The 22,496-nt window shown below is 73.8% G+C and carries 17 protein-coding genes, 2 rRNA genes and 1 pseudogene (1 of these 20 cut by a window edge); 6 read left to right on the top strand and 14 right to left on the bottom strand.

Translation table 11 applies throughout. The features are described from left to right. Window positions 1–46: 46 nt before the first annotated feature. Window positions 47–4,603 carry a HAMP domain-containing protein gene (locus tag GA0070610_RS10590; protein ID WP_449288795.1) on the bottom strand — a complete coding sequence of 1,519 codons (4,557 nt, stop codon included), beginning with the start codon at window positions 4,601–4,603 and terminating at the stop codon, window positions 47–49. Between the two features lie 276 nt (window positions 4,604–4,879). On the opposite strand from GA0070610_RS10590, the gene GA0070610_RS10585 reads away from it, so the two are divergent. After that, a complete protein-coding gene (locus GA0070610_RS10585; protein ID WP_231926049.1) occupies window positions 4,880–6,016 on the top strand; it encodes an FUSC family protein in 1,137 nt (378 codons plus the stop codon). Here GA0070610_RS10585 and GA0070610_RS10580 read toward each other — a convergent pair. The 7 genes from GA0070610_RS10580 to GA0070610_RS10550 form a co-directional block, all read right to left on the bottom strand. Continuing rightward, window positions 5,983–6,675 (bottom strand): RibD family protein, encoded by a 693-nt coding sequence (locus GA0070610_RS10580; protein WP_088999862.1) that lies wholly within the window; start codon window positions 6,673–6,675, stop codon window positions 5,983–5,985. The two genes, GA0070610_RS10585 and GA0070610_RS10580, sit on opposite strands and share 34 nt — an antisense overlap. Then, window positions 6,668–7,324 (bottom strand): GTP cyclohydrolase II, encoded by a 657-nt coding sequence (locus GA0070610_RS10575; RefSeq protein ID WP_088999861.1) that lies wholly within the window; start codon window positions 7,322–7,324, stop codon window positions 6,668–6,670. The genes GA0070610_RS10580 and GA0070610_RS10575 overlap by 8 nt, the downstream gene beginning before the upstream one ends. Before the next feature lie 11 nt (window positions 7,325–7,335). After that, entirely contained in the window at window positions 7,336–8,229 is an 894-nt protein-coding gene (locus tag GA0070610_RS10570) for a lysylphosphatidylglycerol synthase domain-containing protein (RefSeq protein WP_231926176.1), read from the bottom strand. Window positions 8,230–8,329: 100 nt separating this feature from the next. After that, window positions 8,330–9,154: an SAM-dependent methyltransferase gene (locus GA0070610_RS10565; RefSeq protein WP_088999860.1), complete on the bottom strand. Its 825-nt coding sequence runs from the start codon at window positions 9,152–9,154 to the stop codon at window positions 8,330–8,332. Then, window positions 9,151–10,188 (bottom strand): glycosyltransferase family 4 protein, encoded by a 1,038-nt coding sequence (locus GA0070610_RS10560; RefSeq protein WP_088999859.1) that lies wholly within the window; start codon window positions 10,186–10,188, stop codon window positions 9,151–9,153. The genes GA0070610_RS10565 and GA0070610_RS10560 overlap by 4 nt, the downstream gene beginning before the upstream one ends. Beyond that, entirely contained in the window at window positions 10,189–10,587 is a 399-nt protein-coding gene (locus GA0070610_RS10555; RefSeq protein WP_088999858.1) for a 6-pyruvoyl trahydropterin synthase family protein, read from the bottom strand. It abuts the gene before it with no gap. A 3-nt stretch (window positions 10,588–10,590) separates the two neighbouring features. Further along, complete coding sequence (locus GA0070610_RS10550) at window positions 10,591–11,571, bottom strand: zinc-dependent alcohol dehydrogenase (RefSeq protein WP_088999857.1); 981 nt, start codon at window positions 11,569–11,571, stop codon at window positions 10,591–10,593. Between the two features lie 56 nt (window positions 11,572–11,627). On the opposite strand from GA0070610_RS10550, the pseudogene GA0070610_RS10540 reads away from it, so the two are divergent. Continuing rightward, a pseudogene (locus GA0070610_RS10540) lies at window positions 11,628–14,184 on the top strand (CDP-alcohol phosphatidyltransferase family protein). Between the two features lie 114 nt (window positions 14,185–14,298). On the opposite strand, the gene GA0070610_RS10535 reads toward GA0070610_RS10540, so the two are convergent. From GA0070610_RS10535 to GA0070610_RS10525, 3 genes are all read right to left on the bottom strand, one after another. Continuing rightward, a complete protein-coding gene (locus GA0070610_RS10535; RefSeq protein ID WP_089003406.1) occupies window positions 14,299–14,904 on the bottom strand; it encodes a GerMN domain-containing protein in 606 nt (201 codons plus the stop codon). Window positions 14,905–14,969: 65 nt separating this feature from the next. Further along, entirely contained in the window at window positions 14,970–16,325 is a 1,356-nt protein-coding gene (locus tag GA0070610_RS10530; protein ID WP_088999854.1) for a sensor histidine kinase, read from the bottom strand. Beyond that, window positions 16,322–16,996, bottom strand: coding sequence for a response regulator transcription factor (locus GA0070610_RS10525; RefSeq protein WP_088999853.1), 675 nt, complete (start codon window positions 16,994–16,996; stop codon window positions 16,322–16,324). The genes GA0070610_RS10530 and GA0070610_RS10525 overlap by 4 nt, the downstream gene beginning before the upstream one ends. A gap of 174 nt (window positions 16,997–17,170) precedes the next feature. Here GA0070610_RS10525 and GA0070610_RS10520 point away from each other — a divergent pair, with 174 nt between their 5' ends. From GA0070610_RS10520 to GA0070610_RS10510, 3 genes are read left to right on the top strand one after another with little or no spacing between them, the layout of a single operon-like run. Further along, window positions 17,171–17,545 carry a hypothetical protein gene (locus tag GA0070610_RS10520; protein WP_088999852.1) on the top strand — a complete coding sequence of 125 codons (375 nt, stop codon included), beginning with the start codon at window positions 17,171–17,173 and terminating at the stop codon, window positions 17,543–17,545. Beyond that, window positions 17,542–18,198 (top strand): STAS domain-containing protein, encoded by a 657-nt coding sequence (locus GA0070610_RS10515; protein WP_088999851.1) that lies wholly within the window; start codon window positions 17,542–17,544, stop codon window positions 18,196–18,198. Before GA0070610_RS10520 ends, GA0070610_RS10515 begins: the two co-directional genes overlap by 4 nt. 46 nt (window positions 18,199–18,244) lie before the next feature. Continuing rightward, window positions 18,245–18,544: a BON domain-containing protein gene (locus GA0070610_RS10510; protein WP_088999850.1), complete on the top strand. Its 300-nt coding sequence runs from the start codon at window positions 18,245–18,247 to the stop codon at window positions 18,542–18,544. A 55-nt stretch (window positions 18,545–18,599) separates the two neighbouring features. On the opposite strand, the gene GA0070610_RS10505 is transcribed toward GA0070610_RS10510, so the two are convergent. Continuing rightward, window positions 18,600–19,349, bottom strand: coding sequence for a DNA-formamidopyrimidine glycosylase family protein (locus GA0070610_RS10505; protein ID WP_088999849.1), 750 nt, complete (start codon window positions 19,347–19,349; stop codon window positions 18,600–18,602). An 83-nt stretch (window positions 19,350–19,432) separates the two neighbouring features. Here GA0070610_RS10505 and GA0070610_RS10500 point away from each other — a divergent pair, with 83 nt between their 5' ends. After that, window positions 19,433–20,509 carry a spore photoproduct lyase family protein gene (locus GA0070610_RS10500; RefSeq protein WP_088999848.1) on the top strand — a complete coding sequence of 359 codons (1,077 nt, stop codon included), beginning with the start codon at window positions 19,433–19,435 and terminating at the stop codon, window positions 20,507–20,509. A 108-nt stretch (window positions 20,510–20,617) separates the two neighbouring features. Here GA0070610_RS10500 and rrf read toward each other — a convergent pair. Both rrf and GA0070610_RS10490 read right to left on the bottom strand, forming a co-directional pair. Further along, window positions 20,618–20,734: ribosomal RNA gene (rrf, locus tag GA0070610_RS10495) — 5S ribosomal RNA — on the bottom strand. Between the two features lie 83 nt (window positions 20,735–20,817). After that, a 23S ribosomal RNA gene (locus GA0070610_RS10490) occupies window positions 20,818–22,496 on the bottom strand; it runs 1,432 nt beyond the window's last position.

The following is a 22,496-nucleotide window of genomic DNA, read 5'->3' as shown; positions in this document are numbered from 1 at the left end:
GGTCGCCCGCCCGGGGAGCACCGGGAAGCGTCCGCCCGGGCAGGCTTCAGCCGTGCAGCCAGCGGTGGATGCACTGCAACAGGTCGGCGGCGTCGACCGGCTTCGTGACGTAGTCGCTGGCGCCCGAGGAGATGCTCTTCTCCCGGTCGCCGTGCATCGCCTTCGCGGTCACCGCGATGATCGGCAGGTCGGCGTAGCGGGGCATGGCGCGGATCGCCGCCGTCGCGGCGTAGCCGTCCATCTCCGGCATCATCACGTCCATCAGCACGAGGTCGATGTCGTCGTGGCGCATCAGCGTCTCGATGCCCTGCCGGCCGTTCTCCGCGTAGACCACGTCGAGCCCGTGCAGCTCCAGGATGTTGGTCAGCGCGAAGACGTTGCGCGCGTCGTCGTCCACCACCAGCACCTTGCGGCCGGCCAGCTCGTCGGGCAGGGCGTCGACGGCGGGCCGGACGTCGGGCAGCACCGGGGCGAACGGCAGCACCCGCTCCGGGGTCACCGCCGTCAGGTGCAGGGCGATCCGCTCGCGCAGGTCGTCCAGGCTGCGCAGGATCTCCAGCGGCCGCTCGTGGGCCAGCGCCTGCAACAGGGCCTGCGAGCCCGACGGCAACGGGTGGCCGTGGTACGCGAGCACGGGCACCGCGCGCAGCGCCGGATCGTCGTGCAGCGCCTTGAGCAGGGTCGTACCGCCGTCGTCTGGCAGGTCGAGCTGGAGCACCAGGAGGTGGTGCCGCCCGCCGGCGAGCGCCTCGACGGCCGAGGGAACGTCCACGGCGGTGCAGACCTCCACCGGCGGATGCGCGTCGCCCAGGTCCGCCGCGACGCCCTGCGCGAGCAGCGTCAGCAGCCCCTTGTCGTGGCGTTCCAGCACCAGCATCCGACGCACCTCGCCCGGCTGGAGCGTCACGGCCGGCGGCAGCGTGGCCGGCGGCGCCCAGGGCAGCGCGCCGGCCCGGCCCGGTGCCGTGAACGGGCCGGCCGGGCGGTCCGTGGCCGTCGCGTCGCCGGTCGCGGCGGGCACCGGCCCGACGGGCAGGTAGAGGGTGAACGTGCTTCCCCGGCCGAGCACGCTGCGCGCCTGGATCCGGCCACCGAGCAGGTGGGCGATCTCCCGGCTGATGGACAGTCCGAGGCCCGTGCCCCCGTAGCGCCGGCTGGTCGTGCCGTCGGCCTGCTGGAAGGCGTCGAAGATGGCGGTCAGGTGCTGCTCGGCGATGCCGATGCCGGTGTCGATCACCCGGAACGCGATGACGGTGTCGGTCTCGGCGAGGCCCTCGGGCAGTTCCCCCGGCGCGGCCCGCTCGATGCGCAGCCGCACCCGCCCCTTCTCGGTGAACTTGACCGCGTTGGAGACCAGGTTGCGCAGCACCTGCCGCAGCCGCTGCTCGTCGGTGTGCAGCTCGGTCGGCACGCCCGGCCCCGTGCTGATCTCCAGCTCCAGGCCCCGGGGCGTGGTCAGCGGCCGGAACGTCGCGTCGACGTAGTCGCGCAGCGCGGCCAGCTCGAAGGTCTCCGGGTTGATGTCCATCTTCCCGGCCTCCACCTTGGACAGGTCGAGGATGTCGTTGATGAGCTGGAGCAGGTCGGTGCCGGCCGAGTGGATGACCGTGGCGTACTCGACCTGCTTGGCGGTCAGGTTGCGGTTCGGGTTCTGCGCGAGCAGCTGGGCGAGGATGAGCAGCGAGTTCAGCGGCGTACGCAGCTCGTGGCTCATGTTGGCGAGGAACTCCGACTTGTACTTGGAGGCGAGCGCGAGCTGCTGGGCGCGGGTCTCCAGCTCCTGGCGGGCCTGCTCGATCTCGGAGTTCTTCGTCTCGATGTCGTGGTTCTGCCGGGCCAGCAGGGCCGCCTTGTCCTCCAGTTCGGCGTTGGAGCGCTGGAGTTCCTCCGAGCGGGCCTGCAACTCCTCCGAGCGGGCCTGCAACTCCGCAGCGAGGCGCTGCGACTCGGTGAGCAGCACGTCGGTACGGGCGTTGGCGACGATGGTGTTGACGTTGACGCCGATGGTCTCGGTCAGCTGGTCGAGGAAGTCGCGTTGCACCTCGGTGAAGCGGCTCATGCTGGCCAGCTCGATGACCCCGAGCACCTGGTCCTCGAAGAGGACCGGCAGCACCACCAGGTGCAGCGGGGCGGCGGCGCCGAGGCTGGAGGAGACCGTGACGTAGTCGGCCGGTACGGCGTCCACCACGATGGCCCGCTTGCTCACCGCGGCCTGCCCGACGAGGGAGTCGCCGAGGGCGTACCGGCGGCCGGAGGTGTCGTGCCCGTACCCGCCCACCACCCGCAGGCCGGCCCGGTCCGGGCCGTCGTCGACCAGCAGGAAGGTGCCGAGCTGCGCGGAGACCAGCGGGGCCAGCTCGTTCATCACCAGGCCGGCGACCACGTCCAGGTCGCGGTGGCCCTGCATGAGGCCGGAGATGCGGGCCAGGTTGGTCTTGAGCCAGTCCTGTTCCTGGTTGGTCCGGGTGGTCTCGCGCAGCGACTCCACCATCGAGTTGATGTTGTCCTTCAGCTCGCCGACCTCGCCGGGGGCGTCGACGGTGATGGAGCGGGTCAGGTCGCCGGTGGCCACGGCGCTGGTCACCTCGGCGATGGCGCGCACCTGGCGGGTGAGGTTCCCGGCCAGCTCGTTGACGTTCTCGGTGAGCCGCTTCCAGGTGCCGGAGACGCCCTCGACCTCGGCCTGCCCGCCGAGGCGGCCCTCGCTGCCGACCTCCCGGGCCACCCGGGTGACCTCCGCCGCGAACGACGACAGCTGGTCCACCATCGTGTTGATGGTGGTCTTGAGTTCCAGGATCTCGCCGCGCGCGTCGACGTCGATCTTCCTGGTCAGGTCGCCCTGGGCCACCGCGGTGGTGACCTGGGCGATGTTGCGTACCTGGCCGGTGAGGTTGTTCGCCATCGAGTTGACGTTGTCGGTGAGGTCCTTCCAGGTGCCGGCCACGTTCGGCACCCGGGCCTGGCCGCCGAGGCGACCCTCGGTGCCGACCTCCCGGGCCACCCGCGTCACCTCGTCGGCGAAGGCGCCCAGCGTGCCGACCATCGTGTTGATGGTCTGGGCGAGCACCGCCACCTCGCCCTTGGCCTCCACGGTGATCTGCCGGCTCAGGTCCCCCTGCGCGACGGCGGTGGCGACCAGCGCGATCGAGCGCACCTGGTTGGTGAGGTTGTTGGCCATCTCGTTGACGTTGTCGGTGAGGTCCTTCCAGGTGCCGGCCACGTTGGACACCCGGGCCTGGCCGCCGAGGCGACCCTCGGTGCCGACCTCCCGGGCCACCCGCGTCACCTCGTCGGCGAACGCCGAGAGCTGGTCGACCATCGTGTTGATGGTCTCCTTCAACGCCAGGATCTCGCCGCGCGCGTCGACGCGGATCTTCTGGGTCAGGTCGCCCTTCGCCACGGCGGTGGTCACCTCGGCGATGCTGCGTACCTGGGCGGTGAGGTTGTCGGCCATGACGTTGACCGACTCGGTCAGGTCCTTCCAGGTGCCGGAGACGCCCTTGACGTCGGCCTGGCCGCCGAGGCGGCCCTCGGTGCCGACCTCCCGGGCCACCCGCGTCACCTCGTCGGCGAACGACGACAACTGGTCCACCATCGTGTTGATGGTGTTCTTCAGCTCCAGGATCTCGCCGTGCGCGGTGACGGTGATCTTCTGCGACAGGTCCCCCCGGGCCACCGCCGTGGCCACCTGGGCGATGCTGCGCACCTGGTCGGTGAGGTTGACCGCCATCGAGTTCACCGAGTCGGTGAGGTCGCGCCAGGTGCCCGCGACGCCGCTGACCTGTGCCTGACCGCCCAGGCGCCCGTCGGTGCCGACCTCCCGGGCCACCCGCGTCACCTCGTCGGCGAACGACGACAACTGGTCCACCATCGTGTTGATCGTGCTCTTGAGCTCCAGGATCTCGCCCCGGGCGTCGACGGTGATCTTCTGCGACAGGTCGCCCCGGGCCACGGCGGTCGTGACCTGGGCGATGTTGCGTACCTGGCTGGTCAGGTTGCCGGCCATGAAGTTCACCGAGTCGGTGAGGTCGCGCCAGGTGCCGGCCACCCCGGGCACCTCGGCCTGGCCACCGAGGCGGCCCTCGCTGCCGACCTCCCGGGCCACCCGCGTCACCTCGTCGGCGAACGACGACAACTGGTCCACCATCGTGTTGATGGTGATCTTCAACTCCAGGATCTCGCCGCGCACGTCCACGGTGATCTTCTGCGACAGGTCGCCCCGGGCCACCGCCGTGGCCACCTCGGCGATGTCGCGTACCTGGTCGGTCAGGTTGCCCGCCATGGCGTTGACGGAGTCGGTGAGGTCCTTCCAGGTGCCCGACACCCCGGGCACCTCGGCCTGGCCGCCGAGCTGGCCCTCGGTGCCCACCTCCCGGGCCACCCGCGTCACCTCGGAGGTGAACAGCGACAGTTGGTCCACCATGCCGTTGAAGACGGTGGCGATCTCCCCGAGCAGGCCGTCGGCGTCCTCCGGCAGGCGGGTGCCGAAGTCACCGTCGCGCACCGCCGTCAGGCCGGCCAGCAGCTGCCGCAGCCCCGGGTCGGCCATCGCCGCGGCGCCACCGGCCGTCGGGTTGCGCCGCGACGCCGTCTTCTCGACCACCACAACCACCTCGCGCAGCAGCCGGGGGCCCGCCCGCCGGCACAACATCGACCGCGCAAGTATGCACAGCCCGCCCGCCGCCCGCGCGGGCACGCCGCCGGGTGACGGCCGGTCCACCGCGGCGCGGTGACCAGCACGGTTACCGAATGCCCGGCGCGGGTAGAGGCGACGCTCGAACCGGTGTGACCGGGACGGGGACTCGCCGGGCGGTCCTCCACGCCGGCCCGGCGACCGGGTCCGGTGTGGAGCCCGCCCCGCCGGAAAGGGGTACGGACGGTGCGGCAGTGGTGGCGGGGCGTGGGTGGCCGGATCCGGCACGACGGCATGTCGGTGGTCGAGCTGACCCTCGCCGCGACCGTCGCCTGGATGCTCGCCACGCGGGTGATCGGCCACCCGGACCCGTTCTTCGCGCCCACGGCCGCGCTGGTCGTGCTGGGCGAGGCGCGGGGACGGCGGGTCCGGCAGACGGTGGAGATCCTGCTCGGGGTCGCGGCCGGCGTGCTCGTCGCCGAACTGCTCGTGTACGCGCTCGGCCCCGGCACCGGCACCGTCTTCCTGGTGCTGACGCTGACCACCGGCCTGATGGTGGCGATCGGGGCGCGCACCACCCTCGTGGTGCAGGCGGCGGTCTCCGCCATGTACCTGGTGGCGGTCGCCGCGCCCAGCGGCACGCTGATGCCCTTCCGGTTCGTCGACGCGCTGATCGGCGGCGCGGTCGCCCTGGCCGCGAGCCAGCTCCTGGCCGCCCGCGACCCCCTCGCTCCGCTGGTCAGCCAGGCCCGGCAGAGCTTCGCCGACCTGGCCGACGTGCTCGACGAGCTCGACGGCGCGCTCGCCCGCTGCGACGAGACCGCCGCCCGGGCGGCGCTGGAGCGGGCCCGGGAACTGGACGACTGCGTCGACCTGCTGCGCACGACGGTCCGGGCCACCGGGGAGACGTTGCGGTTCCACGTCCGCCGGCGGCGGCACGTCGGGCAGGTGCGCGACGTGGAGGCGACCACCCGGCAGCTGGACTACGCCGTCCGCAACGTCCGGGTACTGGCCCGCGCCGGAGTGACGCTGACCCGGCTGTGCGCCGGGACGCCGCCGGAGCTGGGCGACGCGCTGCCCGCCCTGGCCGCCGCCGTACGCGCCGCGGGCGAGGCGATGGCGACCGACCTCACCGGCGAGGACGCCGACCGCCACGCGGCGCGCGCCGACGAGGCGGCCATGACGGCGGTCCGGGTCGCCGGTCGGCTGCTCGCGGCCGACCCGGCGCTGCCCGTCACGATGATCGTCGGCCAGATCCGGGCGACCGCCATCGACCTGCTGCGCGGCGTCGGCCACGACGACGTCGCCGTGTTGGAGCGGGTGGACGAGGCGCTCGGGGTGGTGCCCGCTCAGCCCGCGTCGCAGCGCTCCGACAGCGCGTAGCGGACCAGCACCACGTCGCCGATCTGGCGGGTCTCCGCCACCCGGGCCCGGCGGCCGGGATGCCAGGGGAAGCTGCCGTCGCCGACGAACCTCGGTGCCCGCCGGTCGCCGACGAAGAACGGGGCCAGCACCAGGTGAAGTTCGTCGGCGAGGCCGGCGGTGAGGAACTGCCCGAGCACGTTCGCCCCGCCCTCCACCATCAGCCGGTCGACGCCCCGGGCCGCGAGGTCCGCCAGCGCCCACGCCGGGTCCACCGGCTCGCCCGCGTCCACCACGGTGGCCCGGCCGGCCAGCCGTTCCCCCGTCCTGCCCACCGCGGGGGTGGCACAGTAGACGATCCGCTCGGCGTCGCCGGTGGTGAAGAAGCGGGCCGCCGGATCCAGGTCGCCACAGCCGGTCACCGTCACCTTGGTCGGGGAGGCGGGCAGGCCCCGCGCCACGCGTTCGGCGCGCCGCCGTGCGGAACGGACCAGTAGCCGGGGATCGTCGCGGCGGACCGTGCCCGCGCCGACCAGGATCGCGTCGCAGCCGGCCCGGACCTCGTCGACCCGGTCCAGGTCGGCCTCGTTGGACAGCAGCAGCCGCTGCCCGCTGGCGTCGTCGAGGTAGCCGTCGAGCGACGTCGCGCAGCTGAGCAGGACGTACGGGCGCTCAGTCACGGACGAAGGGCAGGTCGAGGGCGTGCCCGCCACGCCCGGCCTTCGCCGCCAGGTAGCCGGCGTTCGCGCCGGACAGGTACACCCCGGTGGGTACGCGCTCGGCGACCGCGACCCCGAGCCGGGTCAGCTGAGCGGCCTTGTCCGGGTTGTTGCTGAGCAGGGCGACCCGGTCCACGCCCAGCGCGGCGAGCATCTGCGCGGCCACCGTGTAGTCCCGCTCGTCGGGCCGGCGCCCCGGGGCCAGGTTCGCCTCGTAGGTGTCCAGCCCCGCGTCCTGCAACGCGTACGCGTCGAGCCTGGCGTACAGGCCGATGCCGCGTCCCTCCTGCCGCAGGTAGAGCAGGTAGCCGCCGGCGGCGGCGACGCGTTCGACCGCCTCCCGCAGCTGCGGGCCGCAGTCGCAGCGCCGGCTGCCGAACACGTCCCCGGTCAGGCACTCGCTGTGCGGGCGCACCAGCGGCGGCGTCGGGGGTGCCGCGTCGGCGTCGACGGGGCCGGCCCGGTCGCCGAGGCCGAACGCGAGGTGTTCCCGGCCGTCGACGAGACCGGCGAAGGAGAACACCCGGGCGGTGGTGCGGTACTCGTCGGGGAACCGCAGCGGCACCGTGACCTGCGTACGGACGGTGGCGGCGGGCGGGGCTTCGGACATCGGGCTCCTCGTCAGACGGTGTCGGCGGGCACACGGGCACGGCGGACCAGCAGGACGGCGGCGCCGGGCAGACTCGCGGCGAGCACCAGGGTCCCGTACACCGTGGCGGTGGCGACGCCCTCGGCGGCGCCCAGGCCGGCGGCGCCGAACGCCCACGCCGCCACGCCCTCGCGGGGGCCGAAGCCGGCCACGTTCGCCGGCACTCCCATGGCCAGCAGCGCCAGCAGCGTCAGCGGCACCAGCAGGGCCAGCGGCGCGGTGGAGCCGGCGGTGCGCGCGGCCAGTACGAAGGTGGCCAGGTGGCCGGCGACGGCCACGGTGGAGGCCACCAGCACGCCCAGCCAGGCGCGGCGGCCGAGCAGCCCGGCCCGGACGTCGGCCGCCGCCGCGCGCGCCGCACGCGCCCACCGCGACGCGCCGGTGCTGGGCAGCGCGCGGGCCAGCAGGACGACGCCCAGCCCGGCCGCCGCCAGCAGCGCCGCCACCGCCGGCAGGTGGGGCCGCACCGGCGACGGGAAGGCGGCGAGCACGACCACCGCCACGACGGCCAGCACGACCTGCCCGGCGGCGCGTTCCCACACCACCGCGCGCACGCCCCGGCCGACGTCGCCGACGTCGCGGCCGTGCCGCACCGCCCGGTGCACGTCGCCGAGCACACCGCCGGGAAGCGTCGCGTTCAGGAACACCGCGCGGTAGCAGTGCGCGAGCGCCGTCGGCAGCGGCAGCCGTACGCCCAGCCCGCCCGCCACGAGGCTCCACCGCCAGGCACAGCAGAACGTGGTGAGGGTTCCGATGCCGACGGCGGCGGCCAGCGCCGGGACGTCGATCAGGCGCAGCCCGGCGAGGAACGGGCCGGTGCCGAGCCAGCCCAGCAGGACCGCCAGCAGGCCCCCGCCGCCGAGCAGCCGTGCCCACGGCCAGAACCGGCGCGTCGTGCCCGCCGCCTTCCCGGCCCTCCCCCGACGATCGCCCCGCCCGTCGGCACGCACGGGCGGGGCGTCCGGTTCACCCACCGCCGGCCAGCAGGTCGAGGTGGTCGACCCGCACGTCGAGCCGGCCGGCGGCGATCTCGGCGCGGCGCCGGCGGGCGTACGCCCTGGTCGGGCCGGTCAGCTCGGGCCGCTGCTCGCAGGCGGCGTCGAGCCAGCCGGTGAACCACTCGCCGACCAGTTCCGCCTGCTGCGGGCCGAGCCGCCACGGGCTGGGCCGCACGAGCACGTCGACGCCGTGCCGGGCGAAGGCCGCCGCGCAGGCGGGTACGGCGTCCGGCCCGAGCAGGGCCCGTCCGTCGACCGTACGACGCTGGTGGTCGTTGAACGCGGCGGCGATCCGCCCGTCCCACGGGTCCGCCGGGGTGAGCCGCACCCGCCCGGTCACCGACAGGGCCAGCAGGGCCGGGCGGCCGGCGGCGGCACACGCCGCCACGAGCCGCTCGATCTCCTGCGCGGTGAGCATGTCCAGCAGCGCGGACGCGGTGAGCAGCGACGCGTCGGACAGGTCGGCGGCGGTCAACCGGGTGAGGTCGCCGGCGCGGGTCCCGACGGTGACCGGGGCGCCGTCACCGGCGGCGGCGGGCATCCCGGCGGCCGCGCGGGCGAGCAGGTCGGCGTCGCGGTCGTGCAGGATCCAGTGCTGCGGGCCGGGCAGCAGCGGCGCCAGCCAGCGCCCCATGGAGCCGGTGCCGGCGCCGAGGTCGTGCACGACGAGCGGCCCGGCGCCGGCCAGCCGGCGACGCACGACATCCACCAGGTCCACGGCGCGGGCCGCCGCGTCGGCGGGCTCCCGCAGCGCCAGCCAGGCCGCGAAGTGCGGCGGCAGCTGCCCGGTCATGCCGCCACCACCCCGGCCAGCACCGCGCCCGCGACGGCCGCGGGCACGGCCCAGTCGGCGAGCGTGTGCCGCCGCGCCCGCGCCGCCCGCCGCAACGCCCGGCGCAGGGCGGGCTCGCCGAGCCAGCGCCGCAGCGCGCCGGCCAGGGCCATCGGGTCGTCGGGCGGCACGAGCAGGCCCGGCGCCGCCCCGCCGGGCGCGCGACCCAGCGCCTCGGGCAGCCCGCCGGCCGCCGTGGCCAGCACCGGCACGCCCCGCGCGAGGGCCTCGGTCACCACCATGCCGTACGTCTCCCGGCGCGAGGGCAGCACCAGCAGGTCGGCGGCGGCGTACGCGGCGTCCAGGGCCACCCCGGTGCGGGGGCCGACCAGGCGCACCCGGTCGTCGAGCCCGTGCCCGCCGACCCGCCGGCGCAGGGCCGCCACGAACTCCGGGTCCCGGGTCAGCGGCCCCACGCAGACGCAGCTCCAGGGCAGGTCGGCGACGGTCGACAGCGCCTCCACCAGCACGTCGTGGCCCTTGTGCGGGGTGAGGGCGGCGACGCAGAGCAGGTTCCCCCCGGCCGGTGACCCGGGCGCGGGCGGGGCCGGGTCCACGCCGGGCCGGGCGACATGCACCCGGTCGGGCGGCAGCGCGTACCGGTCCAGCAGCCGCCGCCGGGTCCACTCGCTGGTGGTGACGACCGCGACGGCCGCGGCCAGGGCGGCGGCCTCGGCGTCGTGCTCCAGCGGCAGGTGCACGAGGACGACAACGCGCAACCGCCGGGCGTGCGGGGTCAGCACCTCCGGCACGCACGAGGCGACCAGCCCGTCGAGCAGGACGGGCGAGGCGTCGGGCAGCGCCGCGAGCACTTCGGCGAGCCCGGCGCGCGCGGCCCGGTCGGGGTGGGGCCAGTCGCCGGGCACGGCGTGCTCGCGGACCGTCCAGCCGGCCGCCGCGAGACCCCGGCAGAGCCGGCGGTCGTAGCCGTTGCCGCCGCTCGGCTCGGCCGGGTCGTCGATGTCGTTGGGCAGCACGACGTGCACCGTCGCCATTCACAGCGACCGTTCGTAGCTGGCCCAGGCGACGTGCGACTCGTGCAGCGTGACGGTGATGCCGGCCAGGGCGCGGGCGCCCGCGCCGAGGTCGCCGGCGCGTACCCGCGCGGCGAGTCGGTCGGCGACCGCACGGGCCAGCACCTCGGTGGTGGTGTTCACCCCGGCGAAGGCCGGGTCGTCGTCGAGGTTGCGGTAGGTCAGTTCCCCGAGCACCGCCCTGAGCTGGGCGGTGGCCAGCCCGATGTCGACCACCACGCCGTCGGCGTCGAGCTCCCGGCGGCGGAACGTGGCGTCGACGACGAACGTGGCCCCGTGCAGGCGCTGCGCCGGGCCGAACACCTCGCCCCGGAAGCTGTGAGCGATCATCATGTGGTCTCGGACGGTCACGCTGAACACGGTTCACTCTCCGTCGTAGGTGATGAGGTGGCACAGGGCGGGGAGGCTGCCGGCGGTCAGCCGGGCCAGCACGTCGGGCAGCTCCGCGAAGCGGGACTCGCCGGTGAGCAGCGCGTCGAAGGCGGGATCGGCGAGCAGGTCCAGGGCGAGCCCGAGCCGGTCGGCGAAGCTGCGGCTGTCCCGCCGCGCCGGCGCCACGGCGCCCACCTGGCTGGCGCGTACGGTCAACCGGCCGGAGTGGAACGCCCCGCCCAGCGCCAGCGCGACGGTGCGGTCGCCGTACCAGCTCAGCTCCACGACGGTGCCCTCCGGCCGGAGCAGTTCCAGCGAGCGTTGCAGACCGGCGGCCGTCGCGCTGGCGTGCACCACGAGGTCCCGTCCGCCGGTCGCCTCCTGCGGCGGGGCGAACCCGACGCCGAGTGCGGCGGCCACCTGCGCCCGGGTCGGGTCGGTGTCGACCAGCTCCACCCGTACGCCCGGGAAGCGGGCCAGCAGCGCCGCCACGCAGCAGCCCACCATGCCGGCGCCGACCACGCTCACCCGGTCGCCGACCAGGGGCGCGGCGTCCCACAGGGCGTTCACCGCCGTCTCCACCGTCCCGGCGAGCACCGCGCGGGCGGGCGGCACCGCGTCGGGTACGGGCACCACCGCCTCGGCCGGTACGACGTACGCGCTCTGGTGCGGGTGCAGGCAGAACACGGTCCGGCCGCGCAGCTCGGCGGGGCCCTGCTCGACCACTCCCACGTTGAGGTAGCCGTACTTCACCGGCGCCGGGAAGTCGCCCTCCTGGAACGGGGCGCGCATCGCCGCGTATTGGTCGGCGGGGACGCGACCGGCGAAGATGAGCGTCTCCGTGCCGCGGCTGATCCCGGAGTACCGGCTGCGCACGAGCACCTCACCCGGGCCGGGGACGGCCAGCGGCATCGGCCGGATCTCCCCCCTGCCGGGCGTACGCAGCCAGAAGGCGCGCGCCTCACCGGTCACCGGCTCCTCCTCACCCGCGTCCGCGGCGAACCGAACGGCGGTATTTCCCGTAGTTCCTGTCGGAAGTCGTCGACCATAGACACGGAGGCACGGTGCCAACGGTTCGAAGAGGCCCGGCGATCGGGTTGATCGTCCAGATTGTCCTGTTGGCGGGGCTGGCCGCGACGGTCGGCCTCGGCCCGGCGGGCTGGCTCGCCGGGGGCGCGTACGGGGCGGTGCTGTGTCTGACCCTCGACCGGGGGCTGCGCGGGTCGGGCTCGCACGCCCTGGGGCCCGCCGACCGGGTGACCCTGGCCCGGGCGCTCCTCGTCGGCGCCGTGACGGCGCTGACCGGCGACGCGCTCGTCCCGACCGGCGTCGACCGGCCCGCGCCGGCCGGGGTGCTGGTCGCCCTGACCGCCGTGGCGCTGGCCCTCGACGCCGTGGACGGGTACGTGGCCAGGCGTACCGGCACCGCCAGCGCGCTGGGGGCCCGCTTCGACATGGAGGTCGACGCGTTCCTCATCCTCGTCCTCGGGGCGGCCGTCGCGCCGGCCGTGGGCGCCTGGGTGCTCGCCCTCGGCGCCATGCGGTACGCGTTCGTCGCCGCCGGGTGGGTGCTGCCCTGGCTGCGCCGACCGCTGCCCGCGCGGTACTGGCGCAAGGTCGTGGCGGCGGCGCAGGGCGTGCTGCTGCTGGTCGCGGCGGCCGGGGTGCTGCCCGGACCGGGCGACGCGCTGGTGCTGGCGGTCGCGCTGGCCCTGCTCGTCGAGTCGTTCGGCCGCGACGTCGCGTGGCTGTGGCGGCACCGCTCCCCCGGTGCGGAGCCGCCGGCCGTCGCGCACCGCCGGGTCCGGCCCGCGCCGGTACGCCCCGACCTCGTTGCCGCCCGTGACTGACCCGACGTCGCCGCCGCCGGTGACCAGCCCGAACCCGCCGCACATGGCCGACCCGAGCCCGCCGCACGAGGTCGGTCCGAACCCGCCGCCGGACGGGCGTGGCCGGCCGGCTGTCGGAGTGCGCGGCCGTAGTCGCGAAGCAGCGGACGGGCGGCGACGGGGCGCGGCGTGGGCGGGGACCGCACTGGCCGCCCTGCTCGTGCTGGCCGTCCTGACGGCGCCCCACCAGCCCGCCCGACTCACGCCCGGCGCGTTCGTGCGGGTACCCCTCGAAGGGCTGCTCGTCGTCGCTCTGCTGCTCGCCCTGCCGGCACGCGCGCGGCGCCCGGTGGCGGCGCTCGCCGGCGCGTCGCTCGGGTTGCTGGCCGTACTGAAGCTCGCCGACCTCGGCTTCCTCGCGACGCTCGGCCGCCCCTTCGACCTCGTGCTCGACTGGGCCCTGCTCGACGACGCGTTCGGGTTCCTCACCGACTCGGTGGGCCGGGCGGGCGCCGCCGGCGCGGTCGTCGCAACCGTGCTGCTGCTCGCCGCCCTGCTCCTCGCGACGACGCGGTCGGTGCTGCGGCTGGCCCCGCTGCTCGCCCGGCACCGTACGGCCACCCGGCGTACCGTCGCGGCGCTGGTGGTCGTCTGGCTGGCCTGCGCCGCGTTCGGCGTGCGGGTGTCCCCGGGCGTGCCGGTTGCCGACGCCGCCGCGACCGACCTGGTCGGCGCCCACGCGCTCCAGGTGCGCGCCCGGCTGCGCGACCGGGAGGTCTTCGCGGCCCAGGTCGGCGACGACGCGTTCCGGGATGCCCCCGGCGAGCGTCTGCTGGGCGCGCTGCGCGGCAAGGATGTGGTGGTCGCCTTCGTGGAGAGCTACGGGCGCGACGCGGTGCAGGACCCGGAGTACGCCCCTGGCGTGGGTGCCGTGCTGGCCGACGGGGACCGCCGGCTGCGGGCGGCCGGCTTCGCCTCCCGCAGCGGGTACCTCACCTCGCCGACCACCGGCGGCGGCAGCTGGCTGGCCCACGCGACGCTGCTGTCCGGGATGTGGGTCGACAACGACCAGCGGCACCGCAGCCTGCTGGCCAGCGACCGGTTGACGCTGGGCGGCGCCTTCGGGCGGGCCGGGTGGCGCACCGTCGGCGTGATGCCGGCCGCCACCCACCCCTGGCCGGAGGGGGCCTTCTTCGGCTACCAGCGCTTCTACGACGGCCGCAGCCTCGGCTACCGGGGACCGAAGTTCGGCTACGCGCCGATGCCCGACCAGTACACGCTGGCGGCCTTCGAGCGCCTGGAACGCGCACGGGCGGACCGCGCCCCGGTGATGGCCGAGATCGCGCTGGTGTCCAGCCACTCCCCGTGGACGAAGATCCCGCGCCTCGTCGACTGGGCCGAACTCGGCGACGGGACCGTCTTCCACGACGCGAGCACCGGCAACCCGTCGTCGCAGCCGCGCACCGGCTACCGCCGGTCCGTCGAGTACTCGCTGTCCACCCTCGTGTCCTACCTGGAGACCCACGGCGACGACGACCTGGTGCTGGTCTTCCTCGGCGACCACCAGCCCGCCCCGGTCGTCACCGGTGCCGGGGCGGGCCGGGACGTCCCGGTCACCGTCGTCGCCCGGGACCCGGCGGTGCTCGACCGGATCTCGGGCTGGGGCTGGGACGAGGGCCTCCGGCCGGGTCCGCGCGCACCGGTCTGGCCGATGGACGCCTTCCGCGACCGGTTCCTCGCCGCTTTCAGCGGCTGACCCGCCGGACCCGCACGGTGGTCGGCCACCGGTGCGCCGACGGCAGGCGGCCGACAAGAGCCGACGGGGCCGCCGTCGGAAGGCCGACGGGGCAGCCGCCGTCGGGGCGGTCCGTCAGCGGGGGGCGACGAGGCCGGCGTAGTCGTCGGCGGCGAGGGGCCGCCGCGACAGCGAGCCGTCGGCGCGCGGCACCCCCAGCGGGGCCCCGCCCCGGAGGAAGGCCACGGTGTCGACGTCGGAGCGGGCGGTGAGGGTGCAGACGATCTGGCCGAAGGCGAGGACCTCGTCGCTGCGGCCCGTCTCGTCGCCGGTGCCACCGAGTTCCACGTCGACCTCGGTGCCGCGTGGCCGGGCGGTGGCCACCGGCACGGCCCCGGGCAGGGCCGTCGTGAGCCCGGTCTCGCGTTCGGCGGGGGTCGGGCCGGCCAGCAGGTGCTGGAGTTGGGCGTCGACGGTGGGCGTGCCGTCGACGCGACGCTCGACGCGGACCAGCCGGTCGTCGCGGACGAAGCAGAGGACCGCGGTCGTCCGACCCGTCGCCAGGGTGGGGCTCGGCGTCGCGGCGACCGTCCCCGGCGAGGGGAACGGGCCGGGCGGAGGCGCCACGGTGCGCGGGGCATCCTCGGTCGGCACGCCGCAGCCGGCCAGCAGCCCCAGGACGACGAGCGCGCCGCCGACGCCGCGCCACCGGCCCGACCGCCACGCCCACCGGCGGGACACCGGCGACGGGCTCGCGGGCGGGCGGCCGGTCACGGCGGGCGGCCGGCGCGCGGGCGTACGGGCGGTCACGGCAGCGCTCCGGGCAGCTCGACCCGGAAGCAGGCGCCCCCGCCGGGGCGATCGCCCGCGCTGGCCCGCCCCCGGTGCGCGGCGACGTGCTCGGCGACGAGCGCGAGCCCGAGCCCCGTACCGTCGCCGTCGGCGCGCGAGTGCGCGGCCCGGCCCCGGACGAAGCGGTCGAAGATGATCTCCCGATCCTCCGGTGGCACACCCGGCCCCTCGTCGTCGACCTCGACGATCCCCGTGCCGTCGCGCTGCGACAGCCGTACGGCCACCGGCCCGCCGCCGTGGCGCAGCGCGTTGTCGACCAGGTTGGCCAGGATCTGCTCGACCCGACGCTCGTCGACCAGCCAGGTGGGGGCGACGTCCCGCTCGACCCGTACGAGGGTGTCGGGCAGCCCGCGTGCCTGGCAGGCCCGGCGGGCCAGCGCCGCCACGTCGACCGGCGTCCGGTCGACCGGCTGGTCGCTGCGGGCGAGTTGGATGAGGTCGTTGACGAGCTGCTGGAACCGGGTGATCTCGTCGGCCACCAGCCCCGCCGCGGTGGCGGTGCGCTCGTCGAGGTGCGCCCGGCGACGGGCCAGGACGCTGGCGGCGGCCGACAGGGTCTGCAACGGCGAGCGCAGTTCGTGGCTGACGTCGGCGGCGAAGCGGCGGTCCCGCTCGATACGGCGCGAGAGCTGGTCGACCATGTGGTTGAAGGACGTGGAGAGCCGGGTCAGATCGGGGTCGGTGGTCGTCGCGAGCCGGGCGGAGAAGTTGCCCGCCGCGATCTCCTGTGCGGCGTCCGCCACCGCCGTCAACGGCCGCAGGCTGTGCCGGGTGGCGTACCAGCCGAGGGCGGCGCCGGAACCGGCGACCACGATGGCCACGGCGGTCAGCGCGAGCGCCAGGACTTGCAGGGTCTGGTCCAGCTCCCGCAGCGACGTCAGCTCGTAGTAGCTGGTGGAGGGCGCCAGCGGCAGGCCGACGAGCAGGGTGGGCTGGCCGTTGACCCGGACCCGCTGCACGGCCGGTTCGCCGGCGTGGACGAGCCGTTGCAGGTCGACGGGGATGGCGGCGGTCAGGCCGGCGTCGGCCGTACGGGCGTACCAGTCGTCCTCCCGGTGCAGCAGCGGGCGGCGGATCCCGCCGGTGTCGAGCGACCGCAGCACCTCCACCACGTCGGGGTCCTCCGTGTCCAGGCCGGTACGCACCACCGCCGCGTCGAAGTACGCCGCCCGCACCGCCGTGCGCTCCCGCTCGTCGAGCAGCGACCGCCGGGTCAGCTCGTACGAGACCAGCGCCATGGAGGCCGACAGCAGCAGCGCGCCGACGGCGAAACCGGCGGACACCCGGGCCCGCAGTCCGAGCCGCCTCACCGGGTCAGCTTGTAGCCGAGGCCGCGCAGGGTGACCAGGTGCCGGGGATTGCCCGGATCGTCCTCGATCTTCTGCCGCAGCCGCCCGACGTGCACGTCGACGAGCCGCTCGTCGCCGGTGTCGTAGCCCCAGACCCGTTGCAGCAGCTGGTGGCGCGACAGCACCCGGCCGGCGTGCTCGGCCAGCTCGCACAGCAGCCGGAACTCGGTACGCGTGACCGGCACCGGCTGCCCGGCCAGGCGTACCTCCCCGGCGTCCGGGCTGATCTCCAGCTGCCCGAACGTGAGCACCGGGACGGGGTCGGGCGCCGCCCGGGCCCGGCGCCGCAGGGCGCGCAGCCGCGCCGACAGTTCCTTGATCGCCACCGGCTTGACCACGTAGTCGTCGGCCCCCGCCTCCAGCGCCGCGACGATGTCGTGGGTGTCGTCGCGGGCGCTGACCACCACGATCGGCACGTCGTCCTCGCGGCGCAGCCGCCGGATGCACTCGAAGCCGTCCAGGCCGGGCAGCATCAGGTCGACCAGGACGGTGTCGGCCGGTTCCTGGCGCTGTCTGAGCAGCCCCTCCTCGGCGCTGGCCACGCCCCGGACGCGGTAGCCCTCGTCCTCGAGCGCGAGCAGCAACGCCAGACGGATCCGGTCGTCGTCCTCGATCACCAGCACGTCCGTCATACCGGCATCATCCCCAAGGCGACGAGCGCCGCCCAACCGTGTCCGGCGTTCAGCGGTTTTGTCACGCAACTGTCATACAACCGCGTGGCCTGCGCCACGGGTGACGCCGAGGGTGGTGGGGCACGCCCGTGGTCCGGCCCTGCCGGCCGACCGGTCCCGGAGGAGGGGATCAGAATGACCGTCGCCGGTATCGTCACCGCGCTCGCCGTCGGTCTCCTCGTCGCCGGGGTGGGCTGGCGGATCACCCCGCGTCGGCGGGAGGTGCCGCTCTGGCTGGCCCTGGTAGCGGGGATCGTCACCGCGCTGCTCGGCGTCATCCTGGCCCGCATCGTCGGCCTCGACACCGACCGGTCCGGCGCGTGGCGCGTCGCTGTGCCGGCCGGTTCGGCCGTCCTCGGCGTCGTCCTCGTGGCCGCCACGGCCGGCGGCCCGCGACGCGCCGCCGCCGCGCCGCGGGGCACGGGGCCGGACCTCGACACCGCCCAGACGCCGCCGGTCGCGGGCCGGCGGATGGCACGGCCCGACCTCCCGTGGAGGAAGACACCATGACCGTCGTACCGGACGAGCACCTGATGACGTTGATCTGCGACAACTGCGGGGACACGACCACGGGCACCGCGTGCGTCCTGCCCGACGCCGAGGTCGTCTGGACCCTGGTGGCCGAACACGGCTGGAGCGGCTCGCCGTTCGCCACGGGCCCGCACCGCTGCCCCCGGTGCAGCCTGCCGGGTCTCGACCTCGGGGGCGACACGGCCGGGCAGGGCGGGCAGCCGGGCGGCGGGGTGCTGGGCGTCGACCACCTCGACGACGTCGCGGTGGTCACGGCCGCCGGGGACATCGACGCCGACGCCGCCGACGAACTCCGGTCCGCCCTGCGGCAGGCCGTGGACGTCTGCGGGCACGTGGTGGTGGACCTGACCCGCGTCCATCTCATCGACGCCGCCGGGCTCGGGCTGCTCGTCCGGGCGCACCGCGACGCCCGCGAGCGCGGTGCCGTGCTCTGCCTGGCGGCCCCGTCCCGCTTCATCCGCACCGTGCTGCACACGATGCGGCTCGACGGGCTGTTCCCGATCTTCGCGAGCCCGCAGGAGGCCCTGCGCCGGCTGTCCCCCGGCGGGGCCGGCGACCTGGCGGCCGTCGTCGCCGGGCCGGAGCCGCGCGGGCTCTCCCCGGCGGTCATGACCGACGCGTCGTCCCGCTGACCGATCCCGGCCCCCGGGGCCGGCAGAGCACCGAGAGGAAACACCCATGCTCATCCCCTGGCCGTACCCGGACGAGGGCGCGTCCCACCCGCAGCCGCCGGGCCCCTCGCCGGACGACGAGGACGGCCGGCTGGCGGCGCTGGTCGCCCAGCGGCTGAGCAGCGACTGGACCACCCGCCGCCAGCAGATCGTGGTGACCGTGCAGAACCGCGTCGTCATCCTGGCGGGCATCGTGGCCGGCCCGGACACCCGTCGGGTGGCCGGCGAGATCGCCTGGGACGTCGAGGGCGTCGTCGACGTGTGCAACGCCCTGCGGCTCGCCGACTCCCGTCGGTTCCGCCGCTGACCGTCGGCCCGTCGCCGCCGGTCCCGCCGACGGCGACGGGCGGCGCGGAGGCGGGTCACGCGGCGGGCTGGTCGACCGGGCAGGCGTACGCCGTGCGACCGCCCAGTTGCCAGGTGCGCACCGGCGCGCCGCAGCGCCGGCAGGCCGGGCGCTTGTACACCCACCGCTCGTCGGGTGCCGCCGGGTCGCTGACCACCTGCCCGGCGTCGCGCCCCAACGCCAGGTACCCGACGGCGAGCTCCCACAGCAGGCGGGCCGGCGCCGCCCCGACCGCCCGCGTGTCCGGGTCGAGGCCCGCGAGGAAGAGCAGTTCCGCCCGCCAGGCGTTGCCGAGGCCCGCCCACACGGCCTGGTCGAGCAGGGCCGCGCCGACCGCGCCGCGGGTGGCGCCGAGCCGGCGTACCGCCTCCTCGAAGTCGGCGTCGGCGCGCAGCGGGTCGGGGCCGAGGGAGGCCCGCAGCGCGCGTTCGCCGTCGTCCGGCAGCGGTTCGCAGCGGATGGGCGCGATCAGGTCGTACGCGACGCCGGCGCCGGCCAGGCGCAGCCGGACGCCCGTGCGGGGCGGGACGGTCGGGTCGTCGTGGCGCAGGAACAGACCCCGCATGCCGAGGTGCACGTGCAGGGCCGGCGCGTCGTCGACGTGGTAGAGCAGGTGCTTGCCGTGCGCCTCGACGGCGCGCAGCCGCCGCCCGTCGTACGGTCGGACGTCCAACCGGCCCTGCGGGCTGGACGCGGCGAGGACCTGCCCGGCGAGCGCGGCGTGCTGCTCGCGCGCGTACCGGTGGATGAGGTGACCCTCGGGCATGCGTGCGGGTACCCGGGGGTGGGGCACGAAAACTGCAGCTCGGACGGGGGAACACCGGTGCCGGGCCCGCAGTTGTCCCCTTCGTGACCGACGCTGTCCCGCACCCACGGCTGTTCGACATCCGGCGGATCTACGTGGAGCCGGAGGCCGCCGCCCTGCCCCGTGGGCGGGCCGTGCTGGAGCGTTTTCCCGACGCGGAGCGGGTGGAGGTCGACAGCCACTCCCGCATCCCCGAGCTGTACGGGGACGAGACCAACGTCGCCCGCTGGGTACGGATCAAGACGGAGGCGCTGGTGCTGGGGGTCAAGAAGTCCCTCACCGCCCGACCGAACGGCCGCTCGGCCGACTTCATCGCCCCGTCGACCGCGAACGGCTGCGCGATGGCGTGCGCCTACTGCTACGTGCCTCGACGCAAGGGCTACAGCAACCCGGTGACGGTCTTCGCCAACATCGACCGGATCGGCGGCTACCTGCGCCGGCACGTCGGCCGGCAGGGCGTCAAGGGCGAGCCGAACCAGTGCGACCCGGCCGCCTGGGTGTACGACATCGGCGAGAACTCCGACTGCTCGCTGGACGCCCGGATCTCCGACAACGTACGGGACCTGGTGACGCTGTTCCGGGACCTGCCGACGGCGAAGGCCACGTTCGCCACGAAGCACGTCAACCGTGACCTGCTCGACTGGGATCCGCAAGGTCGCACCCGCGTCCGGTTCTCGCTGATGCCGGCCCGGGACGCGAAGCTGCTCGACATCCGGACCTCCCCGGTCGCCGAGCGGCTGGCCGCCATCGACGACTTCGTCGCGGCCGGCTACGAGGTGCACGTCAACTTCAGCCCGGTGGTGGTCCGTGACGGGTGGCTGGACGACTGGGCGGAGCTGCTCGACCAGCTCGACGACGCGCTCGGGCCCGCCGCCAAGGCGCAGCTCGCCGCCGAGGTCATCTTCCTGACCCACAACGACCGGCTGCACGAGGTGAACCTCGGCTGGCACCCGAAGGCCGAGCAGGTGCTCTGGCGGCCCGAGATCCAGCAGCCGAAGCGGTCGCAGACCGGGGGCTGGAACGTCCGCTACCGCACCGGCGCCAAGGGCGCCTACGTGGCGGCGCTGACGGACCTGGTCGCCGCGAGAGCGCCGTACTGCCGCGTCCGCTACGCGTTCTGACGGCCCTTCTGCCGTGCCCGGTCGAGCTTCGGCTTTCGGCCCCGCCTGGAAAGGGTGCGTAACGCAGTTCAGGGCCACCCCGAAAGGGTGACCCTGAACTGAAAGATTGTCCGGCGGTGTCCTACTCTCCCACACCCTCCCGAGTGCAGTACCATCGGCGCTGGAGGGCTTAGCTTCCGGGTTCGGAATGTAACCGGGCGTTTCCCCTCCGCCATGACCGCCGTAACTCTATCGACATATCAAACAACACCACACCGTGGTCTGTTGTTCGTTTATCGAGAGTTGCACAGTGGACGCGTAGCAGCTTAGTAGTCAAGTCCTCGGCCTATTAGTACCGGTCAACTGAACCCGTTACCGGGCTTACATTTCCGGCCTATCAACCCAGTCGTCTAGCTGGGGGCCTTACCCCCACAAAGTGGGGTGGGATACCTCATCTTGAAGCGAGCTTCCCGCTTAGATGCTTTCAGCGGTTATCCCTTCCGAACGTAGCTAACCAGCCGTGCCCCTGGCGGGACAACTGGCACACCAGAGGTTCGTCCGTCCCGGTCCTCTCGTACTAGGGACAGCCCTTCTCAAGTATCCTACGCGCACGGCGGATAGGGACCGAACTGTCTCACGACGTTCTAAACCCAGCTCGCGTACCGCTTTAATGGGCGAACAGCCCAACCCTTGGGACCTGCTACAGCCCCAGGATGCGACGAGCCGACATCGAGGTGCCAAACCATCCCGTCGATATGGACTCTTGGGGAAGATCAGCCTGTTATCCCCGGGGTACCTTTTATCCGTTGAGCGACACCGCTTCCACTCGCAAGTGCCGGATCACTAGTCCCGACTTTCGTCCCTGCTCGACCTGTCAGTCTCACAGTCAAGCTCCCTTGTGTACTTGCACTCAACACCTGATTGCCAACCAGGCTGAGGGAACCTTTGGGCGCCTCCGTTACCCTTTAGGAGGCAACCGCCCCAGTTAAACTACCCACCAGACACTGTCCCTGAACCGGATAACGGTCCGAAGTTAGATACCCAAATCAACCAGAGTGGTATTTCAAGATTGCCTCCACCCATACTGGCGTATGGACTTCACCGGCTCCCACCTATCCTACACAAGCTAACTCAGATACCAATGTCAAGCTATAGTAAAGGTCCCGGGGTCTTTCCGTCCTGCCGCGCGTAACGAGCATCTTTACTCGTAATGCAATTTCGCCGGGCCTGTGGTTGAGACAGTGGGGAAGTCGTTACGCCATTCGTGCAGGTCGGAACTTACCCGACAAGGAATTTCGCTACCTTAGGATGGTTATAGTTACCACCGCCGTTTACTGGCGCTTAAGTTCTCCGCTTCGCCCCGAAGAGCTAACAGGTCCCCTTAACGTTCCAGCACCGGGCAGGCGTCAGTCCATATACATCGAATTACTTCTTCGCATGGACCTGTGTTTTTAGTAAACAGTCGCTTCCCCCTGCTCTCTGCGGCCATACAACGCTCCACCCGCGCGGGGCTTCACGTCTCCGGCCCCCCTTCTCCCTAAGTTACGGGGGCAATTTGCCGAGTTCCTTAACCACAGTTCGCCCGATCGCCTCGGTATTCTCTACCTGACCACCTGTGTCGGTTTGGGGTACGGGCCGCTAAGAACTCGCTAGAGGCTTTTCTCGGCAGCATAGGATCACTGACTTCACCTGAATCGGCTCGGCATCACGTCTCAGCCTTCATGTGTTGCGGATTTGCCTACAACACGGCCTACACGCTTACCCCGGCACAACCACCGGCCGGGCTCAGCTACCTTCCTGCGTCACCCCATCGCTTGACTACTACCCGCCAGGTTCCCACGCTCCCCAACCTCAACCCGAAGGCCTTGGCTGGTTTGGATGGTTAGCACAACGAGGTTCATCAGGGACGCTCTTTCGCGGGTACGGGAATATCAACCCGTTGTCCATCGACTACGCCTCTCGGCCTCGCCTTAGGTCCCGACTCACCCAGGGCGGATTAGCCTGGCCC

The sequence above is a fragment of the Micromonospora echinofusca genome (assembly GCF_900091445.1).
Taxonomy (GTDB): domain Bacteria; phylum Actinomycetota; class Actinomycetes; order Mycobacteriales; family Micromonosporaceae; genus Micromonospora; species Micromonospora echinofusca.
Note: the sequence above shows the minus strand (reverse complement) of the source record. Positions and strands in the feature narration are given on the sequence as shown.

Coding starts and splice junctions, on each gene's coding strand:
- GA0070610_RS10575 (WP_088999861.1), bottom strand. CDS start 7,324: ATGTCCGAAGCCCCGCCCGCCGCCACCGTCCGTACGCAGGTCACGGTG.
- GA0070610_RS10520 (WP_088999852.1), top strand. CDS start 17,171: ATGACCGTCGCCGGTATCGTCACCGCGCTCGCCGTCGGTCTCCTCGTC.
- GA0070610_RS10525 (WP_088999853.1), bottom strand. CDS start 16,996: ATGACGGACGTGCTGGTGATCGAGGACGACGACCGGATCCGTCTGGCG.
- GA0070610_RS10560 (WP_088999859.1), bottom strand. CDS start 10,188: ATGGCGACGGTGCACGTCGTGCTGCCCAACGACATCGACGACCCGGCC.
- GA0070610_RS10515 (WP_088999851.1), top strand. CDS start 17,542: ATGACCGTCGTACCGGACGAGCACCTGATGACGTTGATCTGCGACAAC.
- GA0070610_RS10505 (WP_088999849.1), bottom strand. CDS start 19,349: ATGCCCGAGGGTCACCTCATCCACCGGTACGCGCGCGAGCAGCACGCC.
- GA0070610_RS10510 (WP_088999850.1), top strand. CDS start 18,245: ATGCTCATCCCCTGGCCGTACCCGGACGAGGGCGCGTCCCACCCGCAG.
- GA0070610_RS10565 (WP_088999860.1), bottom strand. CDS start 9,154: ATGACCGGGCAGCTGCCGCCGCACTTCGCGGCCTGGCTGGCGCTGCGG.